The sequence below is a fragment of the Cupriavidus sp. PB-02 genome (assembly GCF_058252315.1).
In genome coordinates, this window is the sequence record NZ_CM177695.1 from 396,272 (window position 1) to 421,344 (window position 25,073).

Genomic DNA, 25,073 nt, shown 5'->3' on the forward strand with positions numbered 1-25,073 from the left:
CTTAAAATGGCGTATTCCAATCCCCCCTGGGCCGCCGCCCAGCCACCTGCCGCCATGCCCGAGCGCAAGCGCCTCACCCTCAAAGACCTGGCTGCCGAGATCGACGTGCATTACTCGACCGTCTCGCGAGTGATGAACCCGGCCACGCGGCACCTGGTGGCGGAAGAGGTGGCGGCACGCATCCTGGAAGTTGCCGAAGCGCGCGGCTTCCGCCCCAATCGCATCGCGGCGGGCTTGCGTACCCAGCGCTCCGGACTGGTGGGCGTGGTGCTGCCCGACATCGCCAACCCCGTGTTCCCGCCGATCCTGGCCGGGATCGAATCCGTGCTGGCCCAGCAAGGCTACGTGCCGATCGTGGTCAATGCCGGCACCGACAAGACCCGCCAGCGCTTCGTGATCGACCAGATGCTGGGACGGCAGGTTGAAGGGCTGGTGCTGGCCACCGCGGAACGGGAGGATCCGATCCTCGACTACTGCCTGAAACAGCATATCCCGGTGGTCATGGTCAACCGGGGCGAAGGTACCGGCGGGGTCTCGTGCGTGGTGAGCGACAACCTGCTGGCCATGCGGCAGACGGTCGACCACCTGGTCGGGCTGGGCCATCGCCATATCGGGCATATTGCCGGGCCGGCGTCGCTGTCCACCGGCTATCTGCGTCGCGAAGGTTTTATCCAGGCGGTCAAGCGGCACCGGCTGCGCCGCGGTGAATGGCAGGTGGTGGAAGCGGCCAGCTATTCGCGCGAAGCCGGGCGGATTGCCTGTGAGCAACTCTTCGAGGCATTCCCCGGGATGACCGCCATCGCTGCCGGCAACGACCTGGTGGCGATGGGCTGCTACGACTTCCTGCGTGAACGTGGCTTGCGTTGTCCCGATGACGTTTCGATCGTGGGGCATAACGACATGCCATTCGTCGACGCGCTGACGCCGCCGCTGACGACGGTGCGGATTGCCGTGCACGAGATGGGCGAGGAAGCGGCCAGGCTACTGCTGCGCAAGATCGAGAAGCCGGCGTCGGATGCCGTGACGGTGCAATTGACGCCGGAGCTGATCGTGCGCGGCTCTACGGCGAAGCCGGGTTCACGCGTGGTCTGAGCCTGTAGCGCAGAAGAAGTCAGTCAACCTGTTGCCGTCGACTTCGACCAGCTGATCGAGGCGCAAGGTCTCGCCCGAGCTGAGCGAGAGATACTCAGCGCCATCCCGGCTGTACACGTCATGGATGATCGCAGTGCGTTGCCGCAATGCGCCATCGTCGTCGTGGAAGCTGATGGACGCCGGCCTGCGTACGGTCGCGAGCGCCTCAAGCACATCATGGAACTCGCAGCTGATCGGGTTGTAGTGGGTGGCATTGCTGCTCATGATCGTGGCTCCAGCCGGTTGCTCCGCGACTCGCCATCGAACGAGTCGCGATAGTTGGATTGGTGGCTCTCGCGAAGGCTTCGTGCGCCGGGACAACACCTCATTCCTCGGCCTTCACCGAGTCGACGAGATTGTCGCGTAGCGTGGCGACTGCCTTCTGGATGCCCGCGAACTCGTCCGGTGTCAGCCCGGTTGCTTCGGCGAGGCCGGTTTCCAGGCGTTTTTCGCGCAGCCGCCGGCCGCTCTTGGTCAGCGTGACCCGCACCTGGCGCTCGTCCTCGGGATCGCGCTGTCGCTCGACATAGCCCATCGCCTCCAGCTTCTTCAGGATCGGGGTGAGGGTGTTCGATTCGAGAAACAGCTTCTCGCCCAGGCTGCCGACGGTCTGATGGTCTTGCTCCCATAGCGCCACGATGGTGATGTATTGCGTATAGGTCAACCCAAGCTGCTCCAGGATTGGCTTGTATGCCTTGCCGAACGCCAGGTTGGCGGAATAGACGGCAAAACACAGGAAGTCGGAGAGCGTCGGGTTCGCGGCGGCCGCCTTGTCGGTCGATTTCATGGGCTTCCTCTCTGGGCAAAGGCTGGTGGGTTCGCAAGAGCCCATTATAGATCGGATGCGATTTTATCGGAGGTGTACTAAATTACTGCGGCGATGCCGCGTGCCGCTCTGCGCGCCAGTGCCGGCCGGGCCACCACCCGTTCAGGGGCGGTGGCATACGGCGTGGGCCCGGTAGCGCTGCCATTGCCGAGCCATCAGCCGTGGGCCCCATCGTAGTACGGGCTGCGGGCATCGTGGACGGAGCGCGCACCGTCGGTGTAAGTGTCGTGCACGCCGCTCACCGAACGCGCGCCGTCAAAGTACGGGTTCCGCGCGCTGGTGACCGAACGGGCACCGTCCGTGAACGGGTCGCGCGCGCCCGCTTGGGAGATTCCGGCGGCCTGCGCACTGGCAGCGGCGGCAAGCAGTGCGACGGTGAAGACAAAACGCTTGGCGATGTTGGCGGTCATGATGGTTTCCTTCAGGTTCGTGTCAAGTTGTGCGCGGCCGGGGCCGCGCGGAAGAGCTTGTTGCGTGATCGTATGCGATTTAATCGCATACGATCAATTTGCAAATGTCAAAGAAGCTGGTCGATGTTCAGGGCCAGGCAGTACATCACGCGGTGACTACGTTCAGGGCCACGTCGATATTGCCTCGCGTCGCCTTCGAGTACGGGCAGATTTCATCGGCGGCGTGCGCGATGGCCGTCGCCACGTCGTGCGCGACGCCCGGCAAGCGGACATTGAAGCGCGCCTGCAGGAAGTACTCCTTTCCGGTCTGGCCCAGGTCGACCTCGATTTCGACGGACAGGTCAGGCGGAAGCGTCACCTTCTTCTCCTTGGCCACGAGCCCGATCGCGGCGATGTAACAGGCCGACCATGCCCCGGCGAACAGTTGCTCCGCAGTCGGGTGCGACTGGATGCCGGCAAAGACGTGGGCCGGCTCGGCGCTGCCGGGCGACGAGAGTTTGATGTCAACGCTGTCGCGGCCAGCGTCGCTCAGCGTGGTGTGGGTTTTGCCGGTCAGGAGGACTTTGTCGATCTTGCCCATGGATGATCCTTAAAGGTGGTTGAGTCGTTTATTTATATCGCGTGAGATTAAATCGGATGCGATGGAATGAATGATGGTGCATGAGCGGATCGATGTCAAGGAGAAAAACGCAGGCAAGTTGTAACAGGCTCAACGGCTCATCCAAGACGGCAGGAGGTGGCGGCGGAAGCATCCCCGTCCGGCGGAAGTAGAATTCCCGGATGTTCCCCACCCAGGTCGGACCGCGTCACCTGACCCTGATCCGTTGCCGATCCCCGAGCCATGCGAATTCCACCGATGAAGGCAATCGTCGCCTTCGAAAGCGTTGCCAGGACAAAAAGCGTCAGCCGGGCGTCGGAGGAGTTGGGCCTGACGGCGTCCGCCGTCAGCCATCAGATCAGCAATCTCGAGGACGCGATCGGGCAGGCGCTCTTCTTCCGGCAGGGACGTGGCCTGGTCCTGACGCCGGTGGGCGAGCAGTACCTGCGCGACATCACCGGGGCGCTGGCGGAACTGAACCGCGCGACCGAGCGCGCTTCCAGCCAGTCCGACGTCCAGATCCTGCGCGTGCATTCGAGCCCGAGCTTCGGCCTGATGTGGCTGCTGCCGCGGCTGGAATCGTTCCAGGCAGACAACGGAGACATCCAGCTGAACCTGTCCTGCTCGTACGAGGACGTCTCCTTCACGAGCGGGTACTACGACGTCGACATCCGCCACGGCTATGCCCACTGGCGTGACCTGCAGGTCAGGACGCTGCGCAAGGAGACGATTACCCCGCTGGCCTCGCCGGCCTACCTCGCCAGGCATGCGATCCAGTCGCCGGCCGATCTGCTGGCGCAGCGCCTGATCTATTCGGAGACGCCGCTGGTCCAATGGCAGCAGTGGTTCCCCCGCTTCGGTGTCCCCACCGACCGCAAGACGTTCGATTTCACCTTCGATCGCTCCTACATGTCGCTGGAGACGGCCGCCCTGGGACTCGGCGTGGCCCTCGAAAGCACGCTGCTGGCGTCGGTCCTGATCCGCAAGGGGGCGCTCGTGCCGGTGTTCGACGCATCCCATGCAGTCGAGGTCGGCAGCCACCATCTGGTCTATCCGGCACAGAACGCCGACCTTCCGCGCGTCGAGCGGTTTCTGGCCTGGGTGGAGCGGCAGTTGCCCGGCTGAATCCGTCCATAACGCGCCGCTTTCCGGCGCGAAGTGTCGTGTGAGGCGCGCATGAGCAGGCGCCGTGACGCATGCTCACCTGAAAATTTCTCAGCAATACCTGAGCCAGACCGCGTTGATCGCAAAGCCTACAGCGACAAAACTTGACCCATCAAATCATCAACAGTCAGGAGACAAAAGATGCTGGTCGAGAACAATGTCGTCATCATCACGGGGGCCGCTTCGCCGCGCGGCATCGGTAAGGCTGCGGCGAGGGCATTTGCCGCGCAGGGGGCCACGGTGGTCATCCTGGACCTGCGGCAGGAGGACGCCGAGGCGGCGGCGCGGGAACTGGGCGAGCAGCATTTCGGCCTGGCCTGCGACGTGACCGACAAGGCGGCCTGCGAGCGGGCGGCGCAGGCGGTGGTGCAGCGTTATGGCCGCATCGACGCGTTGATCAACAACGCCGGCATCACCCAGCCGGTGCGCACGCTGGACATCCAGGCGGCCAACTTCGACGCCGTGGTCGACGTCAACCTGCGCGGCACCCTGTACATGTCGCAGGCGGTCCTGCCGCAGATGAAGGAGCAGAAGCGCGGCAGCATCGTGTGCATGTCATCGGTCTCCGCCCAGCGCGGCGGCGGCATCTTCGGCGGCCCGCACTACAGCGCCGCCAAGGCCGGCGTGCTGGGGCTGGCCCGTGCCATGGCGCGGGAGTTCGGACCCGATGGAATACGCGTCAATTCGATCACGCCCGGCCTGATCCAGACCGACATCACCGGCGACAAGCTCACCCCCGAGATGCGCGCCGACATCATCAAGGGCATCCCCCTGGGCCGCCTGGGCAACGCCGCCGACGTGGCTAACGCCTGCATCTTCCTGGCGAGCGACCTGTCCGCCTACCTGACCGGCATCACGCTCGACGTCAACGGCGGCATGCTGATCCACTAATCTTCCTGATAAGCCGCCCACAGAGGCGGGCCACCACAAATGCCGTTGCGCCATACCCGCGGCGCACATGGCAGGAGACAACCGATGAAAACCAAATACGCGCCTTCGCCCATCGGCGGCGAAGCGATGCCGCACGCCGACGCGGCCACGTTCGAAACCCGGACCTACGCCAAGGTCGTGCGGCGCCTGATCCCGTTCCTGATGCTGTGCTACCTGGGCGCCTACCTGGACCGGGTCAACGTAGGCTTTGCCAAGCTGCAGATGCTGAGCGACCTGCAGTTCAGCGAAACCATCTACGGCCTCGGCGCCGGCATCTTCTTCCTTGGCTACTTCCTCTTTGAAGTGCCCAGCAACGTCATCCTCCACAAGGTCGGTGCCAAGCGGTGGCTAGCCCGGATCATGCTGACCTGGGCGGTGATTTCCGCCTGCTTCGCCTTTGTCAGCACGCCGACCCAGTTCTACATCCTGCGCTTCCTGCTCGGTGTGGCGGAGGCGGGCTTCGCGCCCGGCGTGATCCTGTACATGACGTACTGGTTCCCCTCGGAACGCCGCGCCAAGGCGCTGTCGATGTTCTTCATGGCGATCCCGCTGGCGGGCATCGTGGGCGGGCCGCTGTCGGGCTACATCATGCACGCCTTCCACGGCGTGGGCGACCTGGCCGGGTGGAAGTGGCTGTTCCTGATCGAGGCGCTGCCGTCGCTGTGCCTGGGCGTCGCCATCCTGTTCTACCTGGACAACGGCATCGAGCAGGCGCACTGGCTCACCGATGCGGAGAAGGCGCTGCTCAAGCGCAATATCGAGGGCGACAACGCGCAGAAGGTGGTCCACGTGTCGATCCGGTCGTTCATGGGCGACCGCCGCCTGTGGCTGATGGCCGCGATCTACTTCTGCGTGGTGCTGGGCCAGTACGGGCTGACCTTCTGGCTGCCAACCATCATCCGCAAGTCTGGCGTGGCCGATCCGCTGTGGGTGGGCATCTTTACCGCGCTGCCGTATCTGTGCGCCATCGTGGCGCTGCCGTTGGTCGGCATGAGCGCCGACCGCCAGCGTGAACGCCGCTTCCACCTGATCGTGCCGATGCTGGTCGCCGCGGCGGGCTTTGCGACCCTGCCGATGCTGGGCAGCGTCACCGCTTCGCTGATCTGCCTGTGCGTCGCCGCCGCCGGCATCCTGGCCTCGTCGTCGCAGTTCTGGGCTTTGCCGACCGCGCTGCTGGGCGGCATGTCCGCAGCGGCAGGGATCGCGGCGGTCAACTGCGTCGCCAACCTGGCCGGCTTCTTCTCGCCCGCCATCGTGGGTTGGCTCAACGACCTGACTGGCAAGTCCACCGCCGGTCTCATCTTTATCTCGGCCACGGTGGTGGCGGGCGCCATGCTCGTCTTCCTGGTGCCAGCCAAGGCGGTCAATCGCTGAGCGGCCGCGCCTTACCGATTGCCTCATCTTTCCAATTGATTGCAGGAGACACCATGCAACACCAGACTTCCGACCAGGCCGTGACCCTGCGGGAACGCGCCTACCGGATCCGCCGCAATGCCCTGCTGATGGGCGAGGTCCAGGGCCAGGGCTATATCGGCCAGGCGCTCGATATCGCCGATGTGCTCGCGGTCGCCTACTTCGGTGCCATGCACTACCGCCCGGAAGACCCCAAGTGGGGGGGGCGCGACCGATTCCTGCTGTCGAATGGCCACTACGCGATTGCGCTGTACGCGGCACTGTTGGAGGCAGGCATCCTGCCCCCGGAAGAGCTGGAGACCTATGGCAGCGACGACAGCCGCCTGCCGATGTCGGGCATGGCCAGCTACACGCCGGGCATGGAGATGTCGGGCGGATCGCTCGGCCAGGGGCTGACCATCGCCGTTGGCCGTTGCCTGGGGCTCAAGCGCAAGGGCTCCGACGCCTTCGTCTACACGCTGTTCTCCGACGGCGAGCTGGACGAGGGCGCGATCTGGGAGGGCATCCTGTCCGCCAGCCATTGGAAGCTCGACAACCTGATCGCCGTGGTCGACGTCAACAACCAGCAGGCCGACGGCCCGTCGACGCAGATCATGGCGTTCGAGCCGCTGCTGCCCAAGCTCGAAGCCTTCGGCTGGTTCACGCAGCGCGTGGACGGCAACGACATCGATGCCGTGGCAGAGGCCTTCCGCGCCGCCCGCGCCCATCCGGGCGCCCAGCCGCGCATGATCATCTGCGATACGCGCATGGGGTGCGGCGTGCCGTTCCTCGAACAGCGCGAGAAGAACCACTTTATCCGCGTGGATGCCGACGAATGGCAACTCGCACTGCAGGCCCTGGAAGCCGGGAGACAAGCATGAGCAGCACCAATACGAACACCAACGCCAGGCCGAAGCTGAAGACCTCGGCGATGATCGCCTCCATCGCCGGCGAGGGGCAGGCCACCCGCTCGGCGCCGTTCGGGCACGCCCTGGTGGAACTGGGCCGGCAGAAGTCCAATGTCATCGGCATGACCGCCGACCTGGGCAAGTACACCGACCTGCATCTCTTTGCGAAGGCGTTTCCCGAGCGCTACTACCAGATGGGGATGGCCGAGCAACTGCTGATGGGCGCGGCCGCCGGCTTCGCGCACGAAGGCGCCCAGCCATTCGTCACGACGTATGCGGTGTTTGCCACGCGACGCGCCTATGACTTCATGCACCAGGCCATTGCCGAGGACAACCTCGACGTGAAGATTGTGTGCGCGTTGCCGGGGCTGACCACCGGATACGGCCCCAGCCACCAGGCCGCGGAGGATCTCGCGCTGATGCGTGCGATGCCCAATATGACCGTCATCGACCCGTGCGATGCCATCGATATCGAGCAGATGGTGCCGGCCATCGCCGCGCACAACGGCCCGGTGTATGCGCGCCTGCTGCGCGGCAACGTGCCGGTGGTGCTGGACGAATACGACTACAAGTTCGAACTGGGCAAGGCCAAGCTGCTGCGCGACGGCGCCGAGGTGCTGGTGATTTCATCCGGCATCATGACAATGAGGGCGCTGGAGGTGGCCAAGGCACTCGAAGCCGATCGCGTTGGCGTGGCGGTGCTGCACGTGCCGACCATCAAGCCGCTGGACACTGCAACGATCCTGCGCGAAGCGAAGCGATCGGGGCGCCTGGTGGTGGTGGCGGAAAACCACACCGTGATCGGTGGGCTGGGTGAGGCGGTGGCGACCACGCTGATGCAAGCCGGCGTCTCCGTGCCATTCCGGCAGGTCGGCTTGCCGGATGCCTTCCTGGATGCCGGTGCGTTGCCGACGCTGCATGACCGCTATGGCATCTCGGCGAATGTGATGGCGGGTTCGATCAAGCGTTGGCTCGCATAAACAGCACTGCAGTTGGGGGCGGCTTTGGATCGGCGCGCCAATTACATTATCCCTTGGCCAACCGCTTCAAGGCCCCCGCATCCACCAACTCGATCGCCCGGTATCGCCGCCGGATCAATCCCGCGTCCTCCCACGCCTGCAGGTACTTGGCCACCGTCTGCCGCGACCGGTTGACCATATCGCCAAGGTGCTCCGCGCTGATGCGCACGACATGGTCGGTGCGATCGGCCAGTTGCAGCAGGCGCGCCGCCATCCGCGCATCGACCGGTGCCTGCTCCGCGCTCTCCGCATTGTCGAACGCCACGCGCAGGCGCGCGCAGATCTGCTGCACGATGAGCTGCATGCCTTCCGGATGCGCGGCCAGGATCCGGTGGAATTCGCGCCGGCCCAGCACCAGCAGCTCGGTGTTGCCCACCGCAAAGGCATCGTGCGTGCGCGGCTTGCCATCCAGCAGAGAGATCTCGCCGAACCACCGGCCGCGCCCGATCACCGAATACACCGACTCGCGCCCGCCGGTACTGACGCGGCTCATGCGCACCCGGCCTGACAGCACCATGCAGAAATAGGTAGGCGGATCGCCGCGCGCAAAGATCATTTCGCCGTCACCAAAGCGCAGGCGGCGTGCGGCATTCGCCACGGCATCGAGCACGCCGGGCGGCGCGTTGCGCAGCCAGCCGCTTGCCAGCACGCTGCGCGGCAGCGTCCGGATTGGTTCCGAGCCTTTCACATCGCTCTCCCTGGTGGCGTCGAGATTGTCAACTACTTAACAGACTTCGGCGCCGTGCGCCATGAGAATGCACCCGTTCAATGACTGACATGCCCCCGCGGAGACACCTAGATGGTCCAGATCCAGCTCGTCGATTCAGTAAGAGACCGCGTCTCCGACGCCGAATGGCAGATGCGCGTCGACCTGGCGGCCGCTTACCGCCTGGTCGCCCACTTCGGCTGGGACGACCTGATCTTCACCCATATCTCGGCACGGGTGCCGGATGCGCCCGACCAGTTCCTGATCAATCCCTACGGGATGATGTTCGACGAGATCACCGCCTCCAGCCTGGTGAAGGTCGACCATGAAGGGCAGCCCGTGCTGGCGACGCCGTATGACGTCAACCCCGCCGGCTTCATCATCCACAGCGCGGTGCACGAGGCGCGCCCCGAAGTCGGATGCGTGATGCACACGCATACGCCGCACGGCGTCGCGGTGTCCGCGCAGCAGGCGGGGCTGCTGCCGATCTCGCAGCAATCGATGTTCGCGCTGACCGGGCTGGCGTACCACGACTATGAAGGCGTGGCGCTGCGCCAGGACGAGAAGGCGCGGCTGGTGGCCGACCTGGGCCGCTGCAAGCAGATGATCCTGCGCAACCATGGCCTGCTGACGTGCGGCCGCACCGTCGCCGATGCCTTCCTGACCATGTACACGCTGGAATCCGCCTGCCGCATCCAGATCCTGGCGCAGAGCGGCGGCTCGCCGTTGACCACGGTGCCGGAAGCCGCCGGCGCCAACATGGGCCAGCAGGCGCGCCAGGCCACCAAGGGCAAGGGCTCCAACCTCGCCTGGCCGGGCCTGCTGCGACGCCTGGACCGCATCAACCCCGACTACCGCAACTGACCATGGCCATCCTCGTCCACCTGCCGTCGTTCATGGCGGTCCCGATCACCGCGGCGCTGCGCGAAGCCGCGCCGGATATCACCGTGTGGAACGGCCGCGAGGCCGCGATACCGGAAGACGTCGAGGCCATCGTCGCCTGGGGGCTCAAGCCCGGCGTGCTGCCCGCCTACCCGAAGCTGCGGCTGGTCTGCGCCGCCACTGCGGGCGTCGACAAGCTGCTGGCCGCGCCCGACCTGCCCGACAGCATGCCGGTCACGCGCATCGTCGATCCCGGCCAGCAGGCCGGCATCGCCCACTACGTGCTGGCCACCGCGCTGCGCCACACCCGCGACCTCGCCACCTACGCGGCGCAGCAACGCCGTGGCGAGTGGAAGCGCCATCCGGGCCGCGACCAGTCGCGCTGCCGCGTCGGCGTGCTGGGGCTGGGCGAGATCGGCAGCGAGGTGGCGCGCATGTTCGCCGCCATCGGCTACCCGGTCGGCGGCTGGAGCCGCAGCGCCAAGCACCTGCCCGGCGTGACCGACTACACCGGCGACGACGGCCTTGACGCGATGCTGGCGCAGAGCGACATCCTGGTCTGCACGCTGCCGCTGACCCCGCGGACCGATGGCATGCTCGACCGCCAGACACTGTCGCGGCTGCCAAAGGGTGCGTTCTTCATCAACGTCGGACGCGGCGAGCATGTGGTCGAGGCCGACCTGATCGCGCTGATCGACGAGGGACATCTCGCCGGCGCGGCGCTCGACGTGTTCGCCAAGGAACCGCCGTCGGCGGACGACCCGATCTGGAACCATCCCCGCATCGAAGCCACGCCGCATATCGCGGCGGACCCGTCGTACGAGCTGGTGGCGCGGCAGTGCATCGAAAACCTGCGTCGCGCGCGGGACGGGCGGGCGCTGCTGAACCAGGTGGACCGGCAGGCCGGCTATTGACGGGCTGGCCGGGCCATCAGCGCGCGCGCTGCCAGCCCGTTACAGCGGCGCGGGCTGGGGCGCTGCAGCAGGCGTGGCCGCGGCGGGCTTCTTGTCGGCAGTGCCGCTGTACGCGAAGTACCTGGCCTTGGCACCCTTCGCCCAGTACGCCACCGTAAAGTGCTTGCTGTCGCGCCCGTAGAGCAGCTCCAGGCTGCCGTTGGCGGCCGCCCACTCGGCGTAGCCGTTCTCGGCCGCACCTTCGGTCTTGCGCAGGGAGGCATAGCGGTCGTCCAGCTTCTTGCGCACTTCATCCAGCGCCGACCGCTCAAACGTCATCGTCATCAGCACCACGGTGTCCTGGGCGTCGCAGTTCAGGATGACACGCGTCAGGCCTGGAAGGTGGAAGCGTTCCAGATGCCTGAGCTCCACCGTATCGCCACCGGCCCACTCGGATTTGCCGGTCCTGGCGTGATTCTGTGGCGGCGCCAGCCGCGAGCACCTGGCCTTGCCAAGCTCCAGTCCGAGCGGCGCCGCGGTATTGCCTGAGGCTTCGGGCTGGGTTGCAGGAGGTGCCGCGTGGGCGGCGAGGGATGTCAACAGGGCGGCGCAGAGTAGGGTGACCTTCTTCATCTCGAGGCTGGCAAGTAAATTCACGGTGCTGGAACAGATTGTCACCGCGGATTCTACGGCCTTCCTGGCTGCGTCCTGCATTTGGAACGTTTGGGTGGGTCTCACACGCCGCGCGGGATAGCTTCTTGCTGGTCTACGGATTGGAGATTGCCCTGTCTGTCTGGGATTACTCTTGCAATCGTGAGTCACCGCTGTGCGGCCGAAACTGGCAGGCAAGCGACCCTGGTCGGTCGCATCCTGCCCAGGTCTTGCACGGGACAATAGACAAAAGCGGAAAGGATGTTCGCCTGGGATCCCGGCGAACGTATTACTGGAAGATCAGCACGGTCCCAATGGCCAATACCGTCAGCAGCGTGCCCAGGCATGCCACGTTCAGGGCTTTTGCCCGGCGCATGGGCCGGCAGATTGCCCACTCGGACTTACGGAATTCGGTCAGTCCACCTGAGTAAAGCTTTTCCCAACGCATTTCCATGGTCAGCCCCCCGTCATCCATAAGCCCATTCTTCAGGGTAGCGGGGGCCTTTGCAATAGGTAAAGCGGGTGAGATGGCAGGAGGGTGGACCGTGTCTGCGCACTAATCCATTTGGCTGATAGTCGAGTTGGTCGGCCCAGGACTGCCTGTCACAAGGCAATATGCATCAACGTCCCGACATCTTGCTGGTCGCGGCGGAATTCCTGCGAGGGGAGTACGGCCGGTGGCAAGTCTGAATCGCTGATTGGCATAAAGCCCAGGCGCGCGAAATAGCCGGCCGCGGTCTTTGTCTGCAGCACGATGGACTCGACGCCCTCCGGACGGACGGCTGCCACGATGGCGGAGATCAGAAGCTCGCCAAGACCTGCAGACCTTGCGCGTAGCGCAACAGCGAGTCCGCGAAGGACGCCGGTATTCTCATAGCGCTCCAAACCTGCGCAACCGAGAAGCCCCGCGTTGTCGCGGACTACCATGTATTGAGTGATATGTTCGCGCACCCCCGTGACGGACAGGGAGGAGGCGCGTAGGAGTGCTTCGATCTCCGGCCGGTCGGTCTCGGTGGCATAGTGAGGACGCATGGCGTGTTCCTTCACGCTTAATTGGTCCTTCTATCCTACTTTTGTGGGGACCCTTCCGCCTGTAGGGATTGTTCTTAAGTAGATTTGCTACCTTATGCTGTCTTGCTTGCCTTATGGGGATCTGGCACCTCATGCCGAGCGAGAACGCGAGCGATATGAAAGATGATGATGAGGCGCTGTGTCACGGCCCAGGTATTGACCGTGGGGGGCGGGCAAGTGCGTTGCTAAGCCGACTGTGGAAAGGCCGGGCCCGTCTACCTCCAGACGAGTGTCGTTTCCTGCAGCAAGTGGCCAGGCAAGATGTAGTCGCCGTGCTCGATGGCCAGGCTTTCCAGTTCGCACAGGCTCTCCTCGGTCAGTGCATTCAGGTCGAATCTGCAGTAGAGGTACCGCTGTCTGAACGTGAGTTTTTCGCCCCGCAGCCCTCGGGCCAGGGCGTCAGCGGATTCGACACAGATATGCTCGGAGGTTCGATACTGGACATCGACGCCACATTTTTGTCCAAGGCGTCCGAGCTCGAGCGCATCCTCCCACGCCGACTCATAGTCCAGTTCGACCGTGCCCTCTGCGCGTGCCTTGATGTACTCAACTGCACTGGCCCGATTGCGGGCGATGTATGCGCTCATGGGAAGTCTCCGCGATGGAGTCATCGCGCAAAAATATACCCGTAAGCAGGGATGTGACGCAAGCGGGTGAAGGCGACCATTGGGCGGTGGGCTCGGCGCGGCTCTATTACCTGGCCACATGGGCCAGGCGATTCCGCCAGTACCGAAGCGAGTGCTTCGCTTTGTGGAGCACCGGCTTGCGGTGGATTCCCACTCGGATGATAAGGGCGTAGAGCGCGATCAGCATCCCCAGGAAAGCAAGTGGCCAGATTGTCATTGGACCTCCCTCGGACGACCCGAGTCCGTGTGGGCGCGTTCGAAGGGCCGCACTCCAGCTGCACCAAGTGTGTGGCCACACCTCATCGCATACCCCCTTTCATGCTCTCGGCTTCCATCGCGGCGTGCCATTCCTCATACGCCTCGATTGGCTCCATTTCCTGGTCGATGAACGCGGCAGCGCGTTCTGCGACGGAAAATGCATCAGGGGGGATGTCACCTTGGTTGTCATCCTCGGTACTTGGAGGCAACAACATGTCCTCGAGCATGCCGTGCAACTCGGGTGTATTCCATGGCTGGCCCAGCCTGGCCTTCCTTTTGAAGTAGTGACGGATCTCCGAGTTTTGTTCTGCGGTAAGTGGAAGCCCTCGGAAAGTCGTGTCCTTGTTGTCATGAATCATATGCATCTCCCGAAGCAGTCTGCGCTTCCATTGGAGGTATTTAGAATCCATGTGGAACGTCACCGGCTGCCTGGTTGGCAAGATCTTGCGTCCTCGTGCCCAAGCTTACTCACTTCCGCTTCTTGGCGACATCATCGTTCCCCACGCGAGACTGAACCGTGCTGAAGGGGGAAGCGGGTACCGACGGCTTCTTGGGTTGCTTCGGTTTCTTGGCTTCGCGATTGCCACGTAGTTGACTTTTGGCCATGCTGGTACTCCTGGTCATTTGCTCCGCCGGACTGGCAATCTCAGCATACGCGCTAAATCTCCGACACAGGAGATATCTTTCCTGGGACTCGGGTTGCGACGATTGCCGGCAAACCTCAAGCTATGTCCCGCAGAAAATGACCAAAATGCGGCAGGTTTGCGACGCCCGCAAAGTCGCCGTGGGAGCGGATCGACAACCCTGTTCAGGGAAACGAGCGCATACCGGGTCATAGCACGACATCGTTGTGGACGTTGAGTGCGCTCGCGCATCCTGGCGCCATATTGGAGCGTTCCGTCAGGCCCACGTTTGCACGCGGTGGCCAACTAGGCACATCAGGAACGCATCTCAGTGAGCCAACCACTTCGGCATGCTTGGTGGCAAGCCGGCGGCCCGCTGTCCCGTTCACCAATGTACCCACTTAGGCGCCTCGCCTACGCGCCCTGATGCGCTCACCGCTGGTCGTATCCTGGTTGTCGACGATAACCAGGACGCTGCCGAAAGCGCCAGGATGCTGGAGGAGCTCAGCCACCGTGGTGTGAGTCGCCGCGTGGCATGCCCAGGCGACCAGAAGCCATCGCTCCCACTCAATGCTTGATGTCCCGAGCCGCTTGGCGTGTGCTTCAGCCAGCCAGCTCCCGGTGTAACGCCACGTATTCCTGCGCAAGCTTGTGGCGCGGATCCAGATGGATCATGGGGGTGGCGTGCTGGTGCGATTCCCGGATCTTCACCGATGAAGACAGCCGCGATTCCAGTACCGGCAGGCCCTCGCTTACCAGTTCTTCGACCAGTTTGATCGGCAGGCTGGCGCGCGGCTGGAACTGGTTGATGACGATTCCTTCGACCTGCAGCCCATCGTTGTGGTCCTGCTGGATTTCCTTCACGTTATCCAGCAGCGTGTAGAGGGCACGGCGCGAGAAGTCATCGCAATCGAACGGGATCAGGCAGCGCTCCACGGCGATCAGTGCGGACCGGGTATAGAAATTCAGGGCCGGTGGCGTGTCGATGTAAATGGCGTCATAGATTGCTTCCAGCTCGAGCAGGGCATCGCGCAGCTTGTAGATCTTGTAGCGGGATTCGAGCTTGCCATGGAGGGAATCCAGATCAGGATGCGCCGGCATCACATCCAGGTTCTCAAACGGCGTCGGGTGGACAAAGGACGTCAGGTCCACCGGCTTGAAGGTGTAGGTCAGGGAAGTTTCAAAGAAGTTCGCCACCGTCGGGCTTGCCTCTGCGGCCTTCGCGCCCAGCAGGTACTGGCTCGAGTTCCCTTGCGCATCCAGGTCGATGACCAGGGTACGCAAGCCCTCGCTGGCGCTGATCGCCGCGAGATTGCATACGATTGTCGACTTGCCAACCCCACCCTTCTGATTGAATACGACGCGCCGCATTTGCCCCTCTGGAGTAGATCGTTCCGAAGGCGCAAGCATACCTTAGCGAGGCGATGCGCGGCAGAAGTGGCCCGGGCAACGACAACGCGGGCAGGGACAAGACCTCTGTCTCTCTTGGGGGGATAGTATCGTCGGCGAGCGATGATGGCGGGGTGCCACCATCGCTGATTCCGAACACCCTACCAGCTGAGTTTCGGGGTGATCAGGAAGTCGACGAGGAACGTGGTTCCGGTCATTGCGCCTGAGTTGTTCAGCCCGAAGATCCACCGCGGGGCGCCATCGGCAGTGGCGTCGTAGTCGATGAGGTCGGCGAGGGCCAGGCGGGTTCCTTTCCTGGGGACTATGTAACTCTGCGGATCGTTGAATGACAGCGTTATGACAATCAGTCGGCTGTTATTGATCAGAAGAAAGTTGCTGATGGTTGGGTACTCCGGGGTTCCCTCCGTGAAGTAGGTCTCGAACCTGGCGCCAGGGTTCCAGATTCCGATTCGTTCAAGTCCTGAGATCACGAAGGAGTACCCCACCACGTCGCCAAGATCATTGACGCCAAGCGCCCAGGAGTGGGGCTCCGTGGGCAATGGCGGCAGAAGCGTCGTATGTCCCGTGATGATGTTGTGACGATATGCCGTATAGATTCCGTTGAGGTAACGGTAGCCGACGACTGTCCCAAAGTTGTTGATCGTGGCAATGACGATATTGCCTTCGAGGTTCAGGTTCAAAGGCCGGAGCTTGCCGTTGGCGTAGATGTATGGCGTGCCCTGTCCGTTGGCGTCAAATGAACCAATAATGGCAACGCCAAAATCATTGATGGTGAAGACCAGGCTGGAGATTTCACCGGGAGCCCGCGGAATCAGTTCAATGCTGTGTTCGCGGAAAAGTGCCGCCTGCGTTAAGCCTTGATTCGGGTCGGTGATGACATAGCCGCCGATGTTGCCAAGGTGCGATACGGCCGTGGGGAATGCCCCTGGGGAAAGCACCTTTATAGCGCCCCTCTCATAGATTGCCAGGAAGCCGTTGAAGTCATTGTCATACACATTGCCAACGACCCTGTTGTTGTCGGTGATGCCGACAGGAATGAAAAGCGGGAAGAATCCCGACGGCGCCAGGGCATCCAGGTTCAGGTAGGCGTATCGGAAGCGGAAACCGGCTGCCGGTGGGAACTGCCCCAGTGACCTGCTCGTCGCCGTTGTTGCCTGGTCAACGCTGGCGGGCTGCGGAACCAGCACCTGGAACGTGGTTGGAGACCGTCTGGCCATCGCTTGATAGACAGCGGCGGGGACGTTCCTTGTTTGCCCGGCCAGGCATGGGTCAACAAGGCCATTGATCCCTTGCTTGTGGATCGCTTGAATGTCGTTGGCAACTTCATCCCGATTGCGGGTGGAGGCGTCAATGAATCGCGCGCCAGTCTGGGTGCGATAGACGCATCCAATCCTCGTGTCGGAGCTTTGACTGGTTTGGGCGTTCGCCGTCGAGGCTACGTAGCCGAGGTCAAGCGAAAGCACGCTGATAGCACAGAGGATGAATTTCTTCTTGTTCATGGCATTCTTCCTTCGCGTTCTGATAACGCAACCCAGGATGCCCCGCTGGCGCTGAAGGCGAGCAGCCACTGATAACGCGCCGGCGTAATCGGGGCTCCTTGGGGGTATGAAGGCGTGGAGTGCCCAATGGAAGGGGCGACTCCAACGCTGCCCGCTGAGTTGAAAAGCTCCGGTTCGCGCGGAAAGTGTTTCTCCCCTGAAGCTGTGTGGGACCCCGCGGAGTGCAACGCTTTTCGCTGATGTGCAGCGCCAGGTGAGATGTGTCGTTCAGTGTGGCGACGCAGCGTCCATGCGTACCGACACAGGTAACCCGGAAGCGCCATGTTATGAGGGACGATTTAGCTGCACACCGACGACGCGCCAGATTACTTCGTCGTTATGCTGGTGTGCGGGCTGACCCGTACCCAGAGGGCCTGGAAGTACAGGGACTGGTATCGGGCCTTCCCCGATTCAATCTAGCACCCGATCAGATGCTTCTCAAATTCGATTCGGGTCGCCTTTAGGGGCGGCACAATCTTTCACCCGTTTGAGTTTGATGGTTGTCCTCGCGCAGCAAAGAAGCTCAGCAGCCAAGGTAACGGCGAGCACAACATTCGCGGGCTTTCGATCCCGCCATTCTCATCCTGGGCAACGTCTGGCCATCCTGCAGACGAACCTTTGCCGCACGTTGCGCCAAATGCAAGCATGTGCTGATGAGCCCGCAGGCACGGCCGTGCCGATTCCTACACAGCATGGCATCCGTGCAGCCGTCGGTGGCGTTCAGTACCCCTGCATCCATTGCCTACGCGTTTACCCGGGGCGAAATTCGACGCCCCGTGTAAGAAGCAGGTAAGGGGAGCCCGTTAATTTATGCAGCACGGACTTCGGATGACGCCACGCATGGGCCTGTCGGAACGGCACGCCAGCGCGGACTAATCGCATCCGGCGCAGCATCGGCTGCAACCGCAATGCGAAGCATAAATGGCAGGAGACAGGAATGAATGAAGATCTGGTCAGGAGACTGAAGGCAAATCCCCGGTATCGCGAGCTGGTCCACAGGCGCTCAAGGCTTGGATGGACGTTGACCGCCGCCATGCTCGTCATCTATTACGGCTACGTGCTGCTCATCGCCTTTGACAAGGAACTTCTTGCCGCGAAGATGGGAACCGGGGTGATGACGTGGGGCATGCCCATCGGCCTGTTCGTGATCGTCTTTACCGTCGCCATCACCGGGTTCTACGTACGCCATGCCAACGGCGCCTACGATGAGCTGACAGAGCAGATCAAGCGGGAGGTCGCATGAAGACCCGTCACGCAATCCTCGCCTGTGCGGCGCTGCTGCTGTCGACGGCCGCGCTCGCGGCCGGTGGCGACCTTGGCCAGGCGGTGCGGCAGCCGACCAACTGGACGGCAATCGGGATGTTCATGCTGTTCGTCATCGGCACGCTGTACATCACCAAGTGGGCGGCATCGAAGACCAAATCCGCCGCGGCGTTTTATACGGGCGGGGGCGGCATCACCGGCTTCCAGAACGGCCTGGCGATCGCCGGGGACTTCATGTCGGCGGCGTCATTTCTCGGCATTTCGGCTGCGGTCTACGCCAACGGCTATGACGGCCTGATCTATTCCATTGGCTTCCTTGTCGGCTGGCCGGTCATTACCTTCCTGATGGCGGAGCGGCTGCGCAACCTGGGCCGGTTCACCTTCGCCGACGTGGCGGCGTATCGCTTCAAGCAGGGGCCGGTGCGTGCATTCGCGGCGTCGGGCACGCTGGTGGTGGTGGCTTTCTACCTGATCGCGCAGATGGTGGGCGCGGGGCAACTGATTAAGCTGCTGTTCGGGCTGGAATACTGGATCGCCGTGGTCATCGTGGGCGGGCTCATGATGGTGTACGTGCTGTTCGGCGGCATGACGGCGACGACGTGGGTACAGATCATCAAGGCCTGCCTGCTGCTCGGCGGCGCTTCGTTCATGGCCTTCATGGTGCTGGCCCAGTTCCACTTCAGCCCCGAGGCCTTGTTCGCGAAAGCCGTCGAAGTCCACGCCAAGCAGGACTCCATCATGGGGCCGGGCAACTTCATCAAGGATCCCGTCTCGGCGATCTCGTTTGGCATTGCGCTGATGTTCGGTACGGCAGGCCTGCCGCACATCCTGATGCGCTTCTTCACCGTGCCCAACGCCAAGGAGGCGCGCAAGTCGGTGTTCTGGGCAACGACCTGGATCGGCTACTTCTATATCCTGACCTTCATCATCGGCTTTGGCGCGATCGTGCTGGTCGGAACCAACCCGAGCTTCCAGGATGCCAGCGGCAAGCTGCATGGCGGCGTCAATATGGCGGCCGTACATCTTGCCAGCGCGGTTGGCGGGAATGTGTTCCTCGGTTTCATCTCCGCCGTGGCGTTTGCAACGATCCTGGCCGTCGTGGCCGGCCTGACCCTTGCCGGTGCATCAGCCGTGTCGCACGATCTCTATGCAACGGTATTCAAGAAGGGCAAGGCGACCAGTGCCGTTGAATTGCGTGTGTCGCGTATCACGACCGTGATTCTCGGCATGGTCGCGGTGGTCCTCGGCATTGTCTTCGAGAAGCAGAACATCGCGTTCATGGTATCGCTTGCCTTCGCCGTGGCGGCGTCGGCCAACTTCCCGGTGCTGTTCATGTCGGTGCTGTGGAAGGGTTGCACCACCCGGGGCGCGACCGCGGGCGGCTTCCTGGGACTGTTGACGGCGGTGGTCCTGACCATCCTGTCGCAGGCGGTCTGGGTCGATGTGTTCCACTTCAAGGACGCGCCGTTCCCCTACACGTCCCCGGCATTGTTCTCGATGACGGCTGGCTTCCTCGGGATCTGGTTCTTCTCGATTACCGACAAGTCGAAGCGGGCGCTACTGGACAAGGCTGGCTTTGAAGCCCAGGAGTTGCGCTCCGAGACCGGTATCGGCGCTGTGGAGGCAGCAAGTCACTGAACAGCGGTCTCGACGCATCTGGCTTGTGCCTGCCGCCGTTCAAGGATGACTGGCGGTGGGCGCTTCTGGCCGGGAAGGGGGGTGGTCGGCGATTAGCCGGTTGGCCACCGTCGACCCTTCCCAGTTCTGCGTTTACCGAAGCTCGAAATCGGACAGGTCGATCCAGACCAGCGTGCGATCGCGATCCGGGCGCAGATCCGCGCCGCGCGGGTGGGCACGTCGCTGACGCGGGAAGCGGATGCCCTGGGCTTCAACGATGTCATAAACATACTGAGCCGCAGGTAGGCCGCCGGACACGTCAACCTGATAGTCGTGACGGCGAAGCAGGAAATCCGGACCGAAATAGAATTCCTGAACCGGACTGTGGGTGGCAATGGCAGGCGGAAACGTGGCACGCAGAACCCGCCAGGTCTCGCCGTCCTCGCTCCAGGGAGCGACCTCCTCGACGGCAACGCCTGGCATGGCGAGCAGAAACGGCGTTGTCAGATAGGTCCACAGGGCATAGCCACTGAAATAGGCACGGTGCAGTGGATCCCAGTGTGTGTCCAGGCCGTGGCCGTCAAACGCTGCCTTTGGATTTTCCCGATCTGCGATGGTCGCGTTGTTGCCGTCCCGGATCACGACCCGGTTCGGAACGAACGTCATGACGTGGTCGGATGCTCCGTAGGGAGTCACCGTCATCCATTCCTCCTGGGTCTTTGCGGTGACACGACGGGGGTTGTCGTCCGCGACCAGGCCTTTTGCCGGCCAAAGATCGCCTCCGGAGACGATGGTGGCGCTTACCGTCTGGAAAGCATTCCAGCGTTCAAGACCGCCATGTGCGGCAACAACCTGCTCCAGTAGATCGTTCATATCAAAGCTCCATCAGGCGGCGTGCCCGTTCATGACCCCTCGAACCTCACCGCTTGCCCTCCTTGAACGCAATCCGCCTCGCTTCCCGCTCGCGTTCAAAGCCCGGGCTCAGCGACAGCTCGAGATCGCTCCTGTCGACCGTTGTCCCGCACGCCGGGCACGCGCTGCCGGGCCCGACTTCGTGCCCACAGGCGCGATGGGTGACTTTCACGGCAAAATCTTCCCCCCGGCTCTTGCACCAGGTCTCGCCCCACACCCTGAGGGCCTGCACGACGGGGTAGAACGCGTTGCCCTTCGGGGTCAGCCGATATTCGTACCGCAGCGGCCGTTCGCTGTACGGATGGCGCTCGATGATGCCGTCCGCTTCCAGCGCCTTCAGGCGCGTGGCAAGCATCTGCGGTGTCGCTTCGGTCTGGATCTGGATCTCCTCGAAGCGGGTGGCACCCAGGTACAGCTCGCGCAGGATCAGCACGCTCCATTTGTCGCCCACCACCTCCACGGATCGGGCGATCGGGCAGCTCGTGGTTACCGGTTTGGCGTTGCGTCGCACCTTTCCCTCCCAATCGTCTATTGATTTCATAGTAGCACGATCTGCCGCTAGGATATGCATTATGTGACTTATACGGCACCATTATCGCGAATTTTGGCCGATTTAAAGCATGGCTGAGCGTCGGGCAGGTTGGCAACTATGATTGCCATATGTATTGAGATACTGAGGTGGGACGGATCCGCCCGAACCTGACAGAGGACATTCCGAGCCCTGATCCTGCTGTGGCCGGTCCTTGAGCGCGCCGCGCTCCCGGCACTTTCCTGCATCCGGCGAGACCACACCGCCTTCCCCCGCCTCCTTCCAGCCTGCTCGCAAGGCCGGTTTCCTGCGCCTCTTTGTACCTCCTTGTATCGAGCCGGCGGCACGATACGTGCCCTCACACAAACGGCCTTTGCCCGCAATGGGCGAGATACATCGGTCTTCTTAAATGCGTCTGGCGGCACGGCGGCGCGCAAGCATAGCGATCCCCGGCCCGCAATACCCCACGCAATCTCTCCAGGAAACCAATATGACTACCCAATTCACCAAGCGCATCGTCCTTGCCATCGCCCTGGTTGCCGCCGCAGCGGGCGCCCAGGCCGGCAACGTGGGCGCGCGCGACCCGTACAGCGACGGCGCCCGTTCCGTGCAGGGCGCACGCGACCCGTTCACCGACGGTGCCCGCTCCGTGCAGGACGCTCGCGATCCGTTCACCGACGGCGCGCGCAACGTCGATCCCTACCTGGACGGCGCCCGCGCCTGATGTCCCATTTGCGCCGGCTCAAGGCCCTGGTCGACAAGACCGAGCCCCTCTATGTCTCCGAGCCCCTGAGCTGGTCTCGGATCGGCGGATTCAATTCGCACGACCTGCTGCCGCTCCCCTATACCGAAGAGGCGCTGGATATAGTCTGCGCCAAATATCTCGATGGCGCAGGACGTGCTCGGCCGCGCCATGCTGTTCGAGAACCCGACCAGCTATCTTGCCTTCGACGGCGGTGACGGAGTTGGTGCGCGGCGGCAAATGGCGTACGTAATCCCGGCTGGGCGCGGCGGTCGTCATATATAGCCGTCACGCCTGTCGCGACTGTAGCGCCTGCGCACCAATGGCTACAGGCGTTGATGATCGCCGCGATGGCGATCGACTTTCAGCAATGCCTGGCACTCACGGCAACTGCGCCACCCGGGGAGCTTACTCCGGGTGGCGCAGTTGCACGTGGGCGCGCGTCGTTCTTGCCGGATCAGCGCGCGGCGGCGTCTCCCTGGGCCGCCCGCAGGCTTTCATAAACGGCAAACCGGCGCTGGTATTCCGCGCTATTGACATCGGGGCCGCGGTCGCCGCGCCAGTACTCGGCCAGGCCTGCGCGCGTCCAGGCTTCAAGGTCGGCACGCACTTCCGCGCGCGTCAGGTGTCGGGCTGCACCGCTGGCGTCGGCGGCATGTGCCGCGACCGCGAGCGTCGAGAAGAGCAGGGCAGCGGCGAGGGAAGAGATCGTGATGGGTTTCATGTTGGTTTAGGTCCTTCTTGAGTTCTGCAGGGCATCCGGTACGATGGTTCAAGTGCGCACGGCGTTGATCACCCCATGGCATCTGAACCGCGTCCGGAGCTTGCATTTCACCGCTGCGGTGTATCCCCAATGTTTCCGCCAGGGCCGATGCTTGTATAACTGCTTGTCAATGCCGTTGCTTCACACATTGCGATACGCGAGCGGCGTGGGTTCGTCGCGCGGTGACGGTTTGGCGGCACATTTCCTGCCGTCGCCATGTATCGATGTGTGTGCAGGCGGCATCCATACACAGACGCTTTCAAATCCACGCCCTCATGGAAACAGGGCGGATACACGCCCACCGTCAAATCGCTGCTGCCCTGAAGACGAGCCAAAAAAGACGATTGGAGGACCCATGAAGAAGACATTCGCGGTAATCGCCGCATCCGTAGCTACCAATGCGGTGTATGCCCAGACCAGCGTCACCCTGTTCGGGATCGTCGATGCCGGCATCGAATACAACAGCAATGCAGGCGCCGGTGGCGACAACCTGTTCCGGATGAGTTCCGGCAACCAGTCCGGTTCGCGCTGGGGCCTGCGCGGCACGGAGGACCTGGGGGGCGGGCTGAAGGCTGTCTTCCTGCTGGAAAGTGGCTTCGACCTGGATACCGGCAACTCGGCCCAGGGCGGGCGCCTGTTCGGGCGCAATGCCTATGTCGGCGTGGAAAGCCCATATGGCGGTCTGCTGTTCGGACGGCAGCAGACCGCCTTGCGCGACTTCAACAACCTGTATGATCCCGCCGCGACGGCCGACCGCTACGGCATCCTGGGGATCGCGCCTGAGTTTGGCGCGCGCGCGGACAATGCCGTCAAGTATGTCGGCAAGTTCGGCGACCTCACCGCATCGGCCTTCTACTCATTCCAGGCCAACGGCAACGAGGTAGCGGGCAGCAACGTATTCGGCCGCGAGTACGGCGCCTACCTCAGCTACGCCAGCGGCCCGTTTTCGCTAGGCCTGGCCTATGACGATGCGCATGTCGGCACCCCGGCCAACCAGGCGCCGGTGCTGCGGCGCTATGCGGTGGCCGGCACGTATGCGGTGGGACCGGCCAAGGCGTTCGCCGGCTACCGGCTGGCCAAGGCCTTCGACGGCGCCATGTTGCCCGGCGCGCAAGCGGCCAATGCCGGCTCGAACCTCTACTGGCTCGGCCTGTCGTACAAGCTGACGCCGGCGTTCACGCTGATGGGTGCGGCTTACTACCAGGATTTCCGCCATACCGGGTCGGACCCGTGGCAGTTCGTGGTGACGGGCGACTACACGTTCACCAAGCGCACCGATCTCTATGCGTCGGTGGCCTATGCGCTCAACAAGGAAAACTCGTACCTGGGCGTTAACGGCTACAACAGCGGCACCGGCGCGAACGCCATCATCAACGTGCAGCCGGGCTCGAACCAGCTGGGCGCGGTGGTAGGCATCCGCCACAGGTTCTGAGGGCGCCAACCGGGCACGGAGAGAATGCTCTGGCAAATCGAACCCGAGGGTTGCACAATTGCCTGCATGCGTCCTGACTGACGCGAGGAGCTCGGCATGAATCCCTCCAGGCTAATCGTCGTGGCCGCGCTGGCCGCGGCGGCCCTCCCGGTGATGGCACAACCCGAGACGCGCGTGGACGTGGCATCGGGCGTGGGTGCCACCATGGTGACCGGTACCGTCAAGGCCACGGCCACGGTGACGGCCATCGATGCTGCCACGCGCACCGTCACGCTCAAGAACAAGCAGGGCAAGCTCACCGATGTCCAGGTCGGCGACGACGTGCTCAACTTTGAGCAACTCCGTGTGGGCGATGTGGTCACGGTCGAATACAAGGAGGCTTTGTCGGTCAGCCTGAACCGGCAGACCGGCATGCGCTCCAGCATCGAACGCGAGACCGTGGACCGGGCGGCGCCCGGCGCCAAGCCCGGCGGCACGGTCGGGCGCGAGGTCACGGTCACCGCCGACGTGGTGGCTGTCAACCAAAAGACCGGCATGGTGACGCTCAAGGGGCCGAAGGGCAGGATGGTGGACGTCCATGTCCAGGATCCGGGGCAACTGAAGGCGGTTCGCCGCGGAGACCAGGTGCAGGCCGTCTACACCGAAGCGCTTGCGATCTCTGTCACGCCCGCGAAGTCGCGCTGAGGGGAGGGATGGCCATGCCAGCGGCGGCTTGAAGCCGCGGCTGGCGCAGATGGCATGGGTCTCTCGCGCCGCTTCTCCCTGGCTTCAGCGGGCAA

Annotated in this window: 28 protein-coding genes and 1 pseudogene; 14 read left to right on the forward strand and 15 right to left on the reverse strand. The window is 63.3% G+C overall.

From position 1 onward, the window contains the following. Positions 1-6 precede the first annotated feature (6 nt). On the forward strand, positions 7-1,092 hold the full coding sequence (locus AC10V3_RS22525) for a LacI family DNA-binding transcriptional regulator (protein ID WP_022537604.1): 1,086 nt from the start codon (positions 7-9) through the stop codon (positions 1,090-1,092). Here the strand turns inward: AC10V3_RS22525 and AC10V3_RS22530 are convergent. The 4 genes from AC10V3_RS22530 to AC10V3_RS22545 form a co-directional block, all read right to left on the reverse strand. Continuing rightward, positions 1,078-1,356: a hypothetical protein gene (locus tag AC10V3_RS22530; protein ID WP_041681675.1), complete on the reverse strand. Its 279-nt coding sequence runs from the start codon at positions 1,354-1,356 to the stop codon at positions 1,078-1,080. The two genes, AC10V3_RS22525 and AC10V3_RS22530, sit on opposite strands and share 15 nt — an antisense overlap. Positions 1,357-1,456: 100 nt before the next feature. Next, positions 1,457-1,918 carry a MarR family winged helix-turn-helix transcriptional regulator gene (locus AC10V3_RS22535; protein WP_022537606.1) on the reverse strand — a complete coding sequence of 154 codons (462 nt, stop codon included), beginning with the start codon at positions 1,916-1,918 and terminating at the stop codon, positions 1,457-1,459. A gap of 194 nt (positions 1,919-2,112) precedes the next feature. After that, a complete protein-coding gene (locus tag AC10V3_RS22540; protein WP_022537607.1) occupies positions 2,113-2,367 on the reverse strand; it encodes a hypothetical protein in 255 nt (84 codons plus the stop codon). 145 nt (positions 2,368-2,512) lie between these two features. Continuing rightward, a complete protein-coding gene (locus AC10V3_RS22545; protein WP_490924037.1) occupies positions 2,513-2,947 on the reverse strand; it encodes an Ohr family peroxiredoxin in 435 nt (144 codons plus the stop codon). A gap of 261 nt (positions 2,948-3,208) precedes the next feature. Between AC10V3_RS22545 and AC10V3_RS22550 the strand changes: the two genes are divergently transcribed. The 5 genes from AC10V3_RS22550 to AC10V3_RS22570 all read left to right on the forward strand — a co-directional run bounded on the left by AC10V3_RS22550 (position 3,209) and on the right by AC10V3_RS22570 (position 8,339). Beyond that, a complete protein-coding gene (locus tag AC10V3_RS22550; RefSeq protein WP_022537609.1) occupies positions 3,209-4,090 on the forward strand; it encodes a LysR substrate-binding domain-containing protein in 882 nt (293 codons plus the stop codon). 180 nt (positions 4,091-4,270) lie between these two features. Next, complete coding sequence (locus tag AC10V3_RS22555) at positions 4,271-5,020, forward strand: SDR family NAD(P)-dependent oxidoreductase (protein ID WP_022537610.1); 750 nt, start codon at positions 4,271-4,273, stop codon at positions 5,018-5,020. An 84-nt stretch (positions 5,021-5,104) separates the two neighbouring features. After that, the gene (locus AC10V3_RS22560; RefSeq protein WP_022537611.1) at positions 5,105-6,433 is read left to right on the forward strand and encodes an MFS transporter; all 1,329 of its coding nucleotides are present in this window, start codon (positions 5,105-5,107) and stop codon (positions 6,431-6,433) included. A gap of 53 nt (positions 6,434-6,486) precedes the next feature. Then, positions 6,487-7,332: a transketolase gene (locus tag AC10V3_RS22565; protein WP_490924038.1), complete on the forward strand. Its 846-nt coding sequence runs from the start codon at positions 6,487-6,489 to the stop codon at positions 7,330-7,332. After that, positions 7,329-8,339: a transketolase family protein gene (locus AC10V3_RS22570; RefSeq protein WP_022537613.1), complete on the forward strand. Its 1,011-nt coding sequence runs from the start codon at positions 7,329-7,331 to the stop codon at positions 8,337-8,339. The genes AC10V3_RS22565 and AC10V3_RS22570 overlap by 4 nt, the downstream gene beginning before the upstream one ends. A 46-nt stretch (positions 8,340-8,385) precedes the next feature. Here AC10V3_RS22570 and AC10V3_RS22575 read toward each other — a convergent pair whose 3' ends face one another. Beyond that, complete coding sequence (locus tag AC10V3_RS22575; RefSeq protein ID WP_022537614.1) at positions 8,386-9,066, reverse strand: Crp/Fnr family transcriptional regulator; 681 nt, start codon at positions 9,064-9,066, stop codon at positions 8,386-8,388. A gap of 111 nt (positions 9,067-9,177) precedes the next feature. Between AC10V3_RS22575 and AC10V3_RS22580 the strand changes: the two genes are divergently transcribed. Both AC10V3_RS22580 and AC10V3_RS22585 read left to right on the forward strand, forming a co-directional pair. Continuing rightward, on the forward strand, positions 9,178-9,948 hold the full coding sequence (locus AC10V3_RS22580; protein ID WP_022537615.1) for a class II aldolase/adducin family protein: 771 nt from the start codon (positions 9,178-9,180) through the stop codon (positions 9,946-9,948). A 2-nt stretch (positions 9,949-9,950) separates the two neighbouring features. After that, positions 9,951-10,880: a 2-hydroxyacid dehydrogenase gene (locus tag AC10V3_RS22585; protein ID WP_454752663.1), complete on the forward strand. Its 930-nt coding sequence runs from the start codon at positions 9,951-9,953 to the stop codon at positions 10,878-10,880. A gap of 39 nt (positions 10,881-10,919) precedes the next feature. Here AC10V3_RS22585 and AC10V3_RS22590 read toward each other — a convergent pair whose 3' ends face one another. The 7 genes from AC10V3_RS22590 to AC10V3_RS22620 all read right to left on the reverse strand — a co-directional run bounded on the left by AC10V3_RS22590 (position 10,920) and on the right by AC10V3_RS22620 (position 16,997). Next, positions 10,920-11,492 carry a hypothetical protein gene (locus tag AC10V3_RS22590; RefSeq protein ID WP_041681676.1) on the reverse strand — a complete coding sequence of 191 codons (573 nt, stop codon included), beginning with the start codon at positions 11,490-11,492 and terminating at the stop codon, positions 10,920-10,922. A 307-nt stretch (positions 11,493-11,799) separates the two neighbouring features. After that, positions 11,800-11,964, reverse strand: coding sequence for a hypothetical protein (locus AC10V3_RS22595; protein WP_349605832.1), 165 nt, complete (start codon positions 11,962-11,964; stop codon positions 11,800-11,802). A gap of 149 nt (positions 11,965-12,113) precedes the next feature. Further along, a complete protein-coding gene (locus tag AC10V3_RS22600; protein ID WP_349605834.1) occupies positions 12,114-12,557 on the reverse strand; it encodes a GNAT family N-acetyltransferase in 444 nt (147 codons plus the stop codon). Between the two features lie 239 nt (positions 12,558-12,796). Beyond that, the gene (locus AC10V3_RS22605) at positions 12,797-13,168 is read right to left on the reverse strand and encodes a hypothetical protein (protein WP_022537620.1); all 372 of its coding nucleotides are present in this window, start codon (positions 13,166-13,168) and stop codon (positions 12,797-12,799) included. Between the two features lie 338 nt (positions 13,169-13,506). Continuing rightward, on the reverse strand, positions 13,507-13,824 hold the full coding sequence (locus AC10V3_RS22610) for a hypothetical protein (RefSeq protein ID WP_022537622.1): 318 nt from the start codon (positions 13,822-13,824) through the stop codon (positions 13,507-13,509). A gap of 867 nt (positions 13,825-14,691) precedes the next feature. Next, a complete protein-coding gene (locus AC10V3_RS22615) occupies positions 14,692-15,459 on the reverse strand; it encodes a ParA family protein (protein WP_022537623.1) in 768 nt (255 codons plus the stop codon). Positions 15,460-15,638: 179 nt separating this feature from the next. Beyond that, positions 15,639-16,997 carry a hypothetical protein gene (locus tag AC10V3_RS22620; RefSeq protein WP_490924040.1) on the reverse strand — a complete coding sequence of 453 codons (1,359 nt, stop codon included), beginning with the start codon at positions 16,995-16,997 and terminating at the stop codon, positions 15,639-15,641. A 976-nt stretch (positions 16,998-17,973) separates the two neighbouring features. On the opposite strand from AC10V3_RS22620, the gene AC10V3_RS22625 reads away from it, so the two are divergent. Next, on the forward strand, positions 17,974-18,279 hold the full coding sequence (locus tag AC10V3_RS22625; protein ID WP_022537626.1) for a DUF485 domain-containing protein: 306 nt from the start codon (positions 17,974-17,976) through the stop codon (positions 18,277-18,279). Next, the gene (locus AC10V3_RS22630) at positions 18,276-19,937 is read left to right on the forward strand and encodes a cation acetate symporter (protein ID WP_022537627.1); all 1,662 of its coding nucleotides are present in this window, start codon (positions 18,276-18,278) and stop codon (positions 19,935-19,937) included. Before AC10V3_RS22625 ends, AC10V3_RS22630 begins: the two co-directional genes overlap by 4 nt. A gap of 132 nt (positions 19,938-20,069) precedes the next feature. Here the strand turns inward: AC10V3_RS22630 and AC10V3_RS22635 are convergent, their stop codons facing one another. Together AC10V3_RS22635 and AC10V3_RS22640 are read right to left on the reverse strand one after the other, a co-directional pair. Further along, positions 20,070-20,789: a hypothetical protein gene (locus tag AC10V3_RS22635; RefSeq protein WP_454752665.1), complete on the reverse strand. Its 720-nt coding sequence runs from the start codon at positions 20,787-20,789 to the stop codon at positions 20,070-20,072. A gap of 46 nt (positions 20,790-20,835) precedes the next feature. Next, positions 20,836-21,339 carry a winged helix-turn-helix transcriptional regulator gene (locus tag AC10V3_RS22640; RefSeq protein ID WP_041681678.1) on the reverse strand — a complete coding sequence of 168 codons (504 nt, stop codon included), beginning with the start codon at positions 21,337-21,339 and terminating at the stop codon, positions 20,836-20,838. Positions 21,340-21,847: 508 nt separating this feature from the next. Between AC10V3_RS22640 and AC10V3_RS22645 the strand changes: the two are divergent. Together AC10V3_RS22645 and AC10V3_RS22650 are read left to right on the forward strand one after the other, a co-directional pair. Next, positions 21,848-22,075 (forward strand): annotated as a pseudogene (locus AC10V3_RS22645) (hydroxyquinol 1,2-dioxygenase); the annotation flags it as partial. A 5-nt stretch (positions 22,076-22,080) separates the two neighbouring features. Further along, on the forward strand, positions 22,081-22,317 hold the full coding sequence (locus tag AC10V3_RS22650; protein ID WP_349607659.1) for a multinuclear nonheme iron-dependent oxidase: 237 nt from the start codon (positions 22,081-22,083) through the stop codon (positions 22,315-22,317). A gap of 239 nt (positions 22,318-22,556) precedes the next feature. On the opposite strand, the gene AC10V3_RS22655 is transcribed toward AC10V3_RS22650, so the two are convergent. After that, positions 22,557-22,823, reverse strand: coding sequence for a DUF4148 domain-containing protein (locus AC10V3_RS22655; protein WP_454752666.1), 267 nt, complete (start codon positions 22,821-22,823; stop codon positions 22,557-22,559). A gap of 394 nt (positions 22,824-23,217) precedes the next feature. Here AC10V3_RS22655 and AC10V3_RS22660 point away from each other — a divergent pair, with 394 nt between their 5' ends. Together AC10V3_RS22660 and AC10V3_RS22665 are read left to right on the forward strand one after the other, a co-directional pair. Further along, on the forward strand, positions 23,218-24,294 hold the full coding sequence (locus AC10V3_RS22660) for a porin (RefSeq protein ID WP_454752667.1): 1,077 nt from the start codon (positions 23,218-23,220) through the stop codon (positions 24,292-24,294). 96 nt (positions 24,295-24,390) lie between these two features. Then, positions 24,391-24,978: a hypothetical protein gene (locus AC10V3_RS22665; protein ID WP_022537634.1), complete on the forward strand. Its 588-nt coding sequence runs from the start codon at positions 24,391-24,393 to the stop codon at positions 24,976-24,978. Positions 24,979-25,073: the final 95 nt, after the last annotated feature.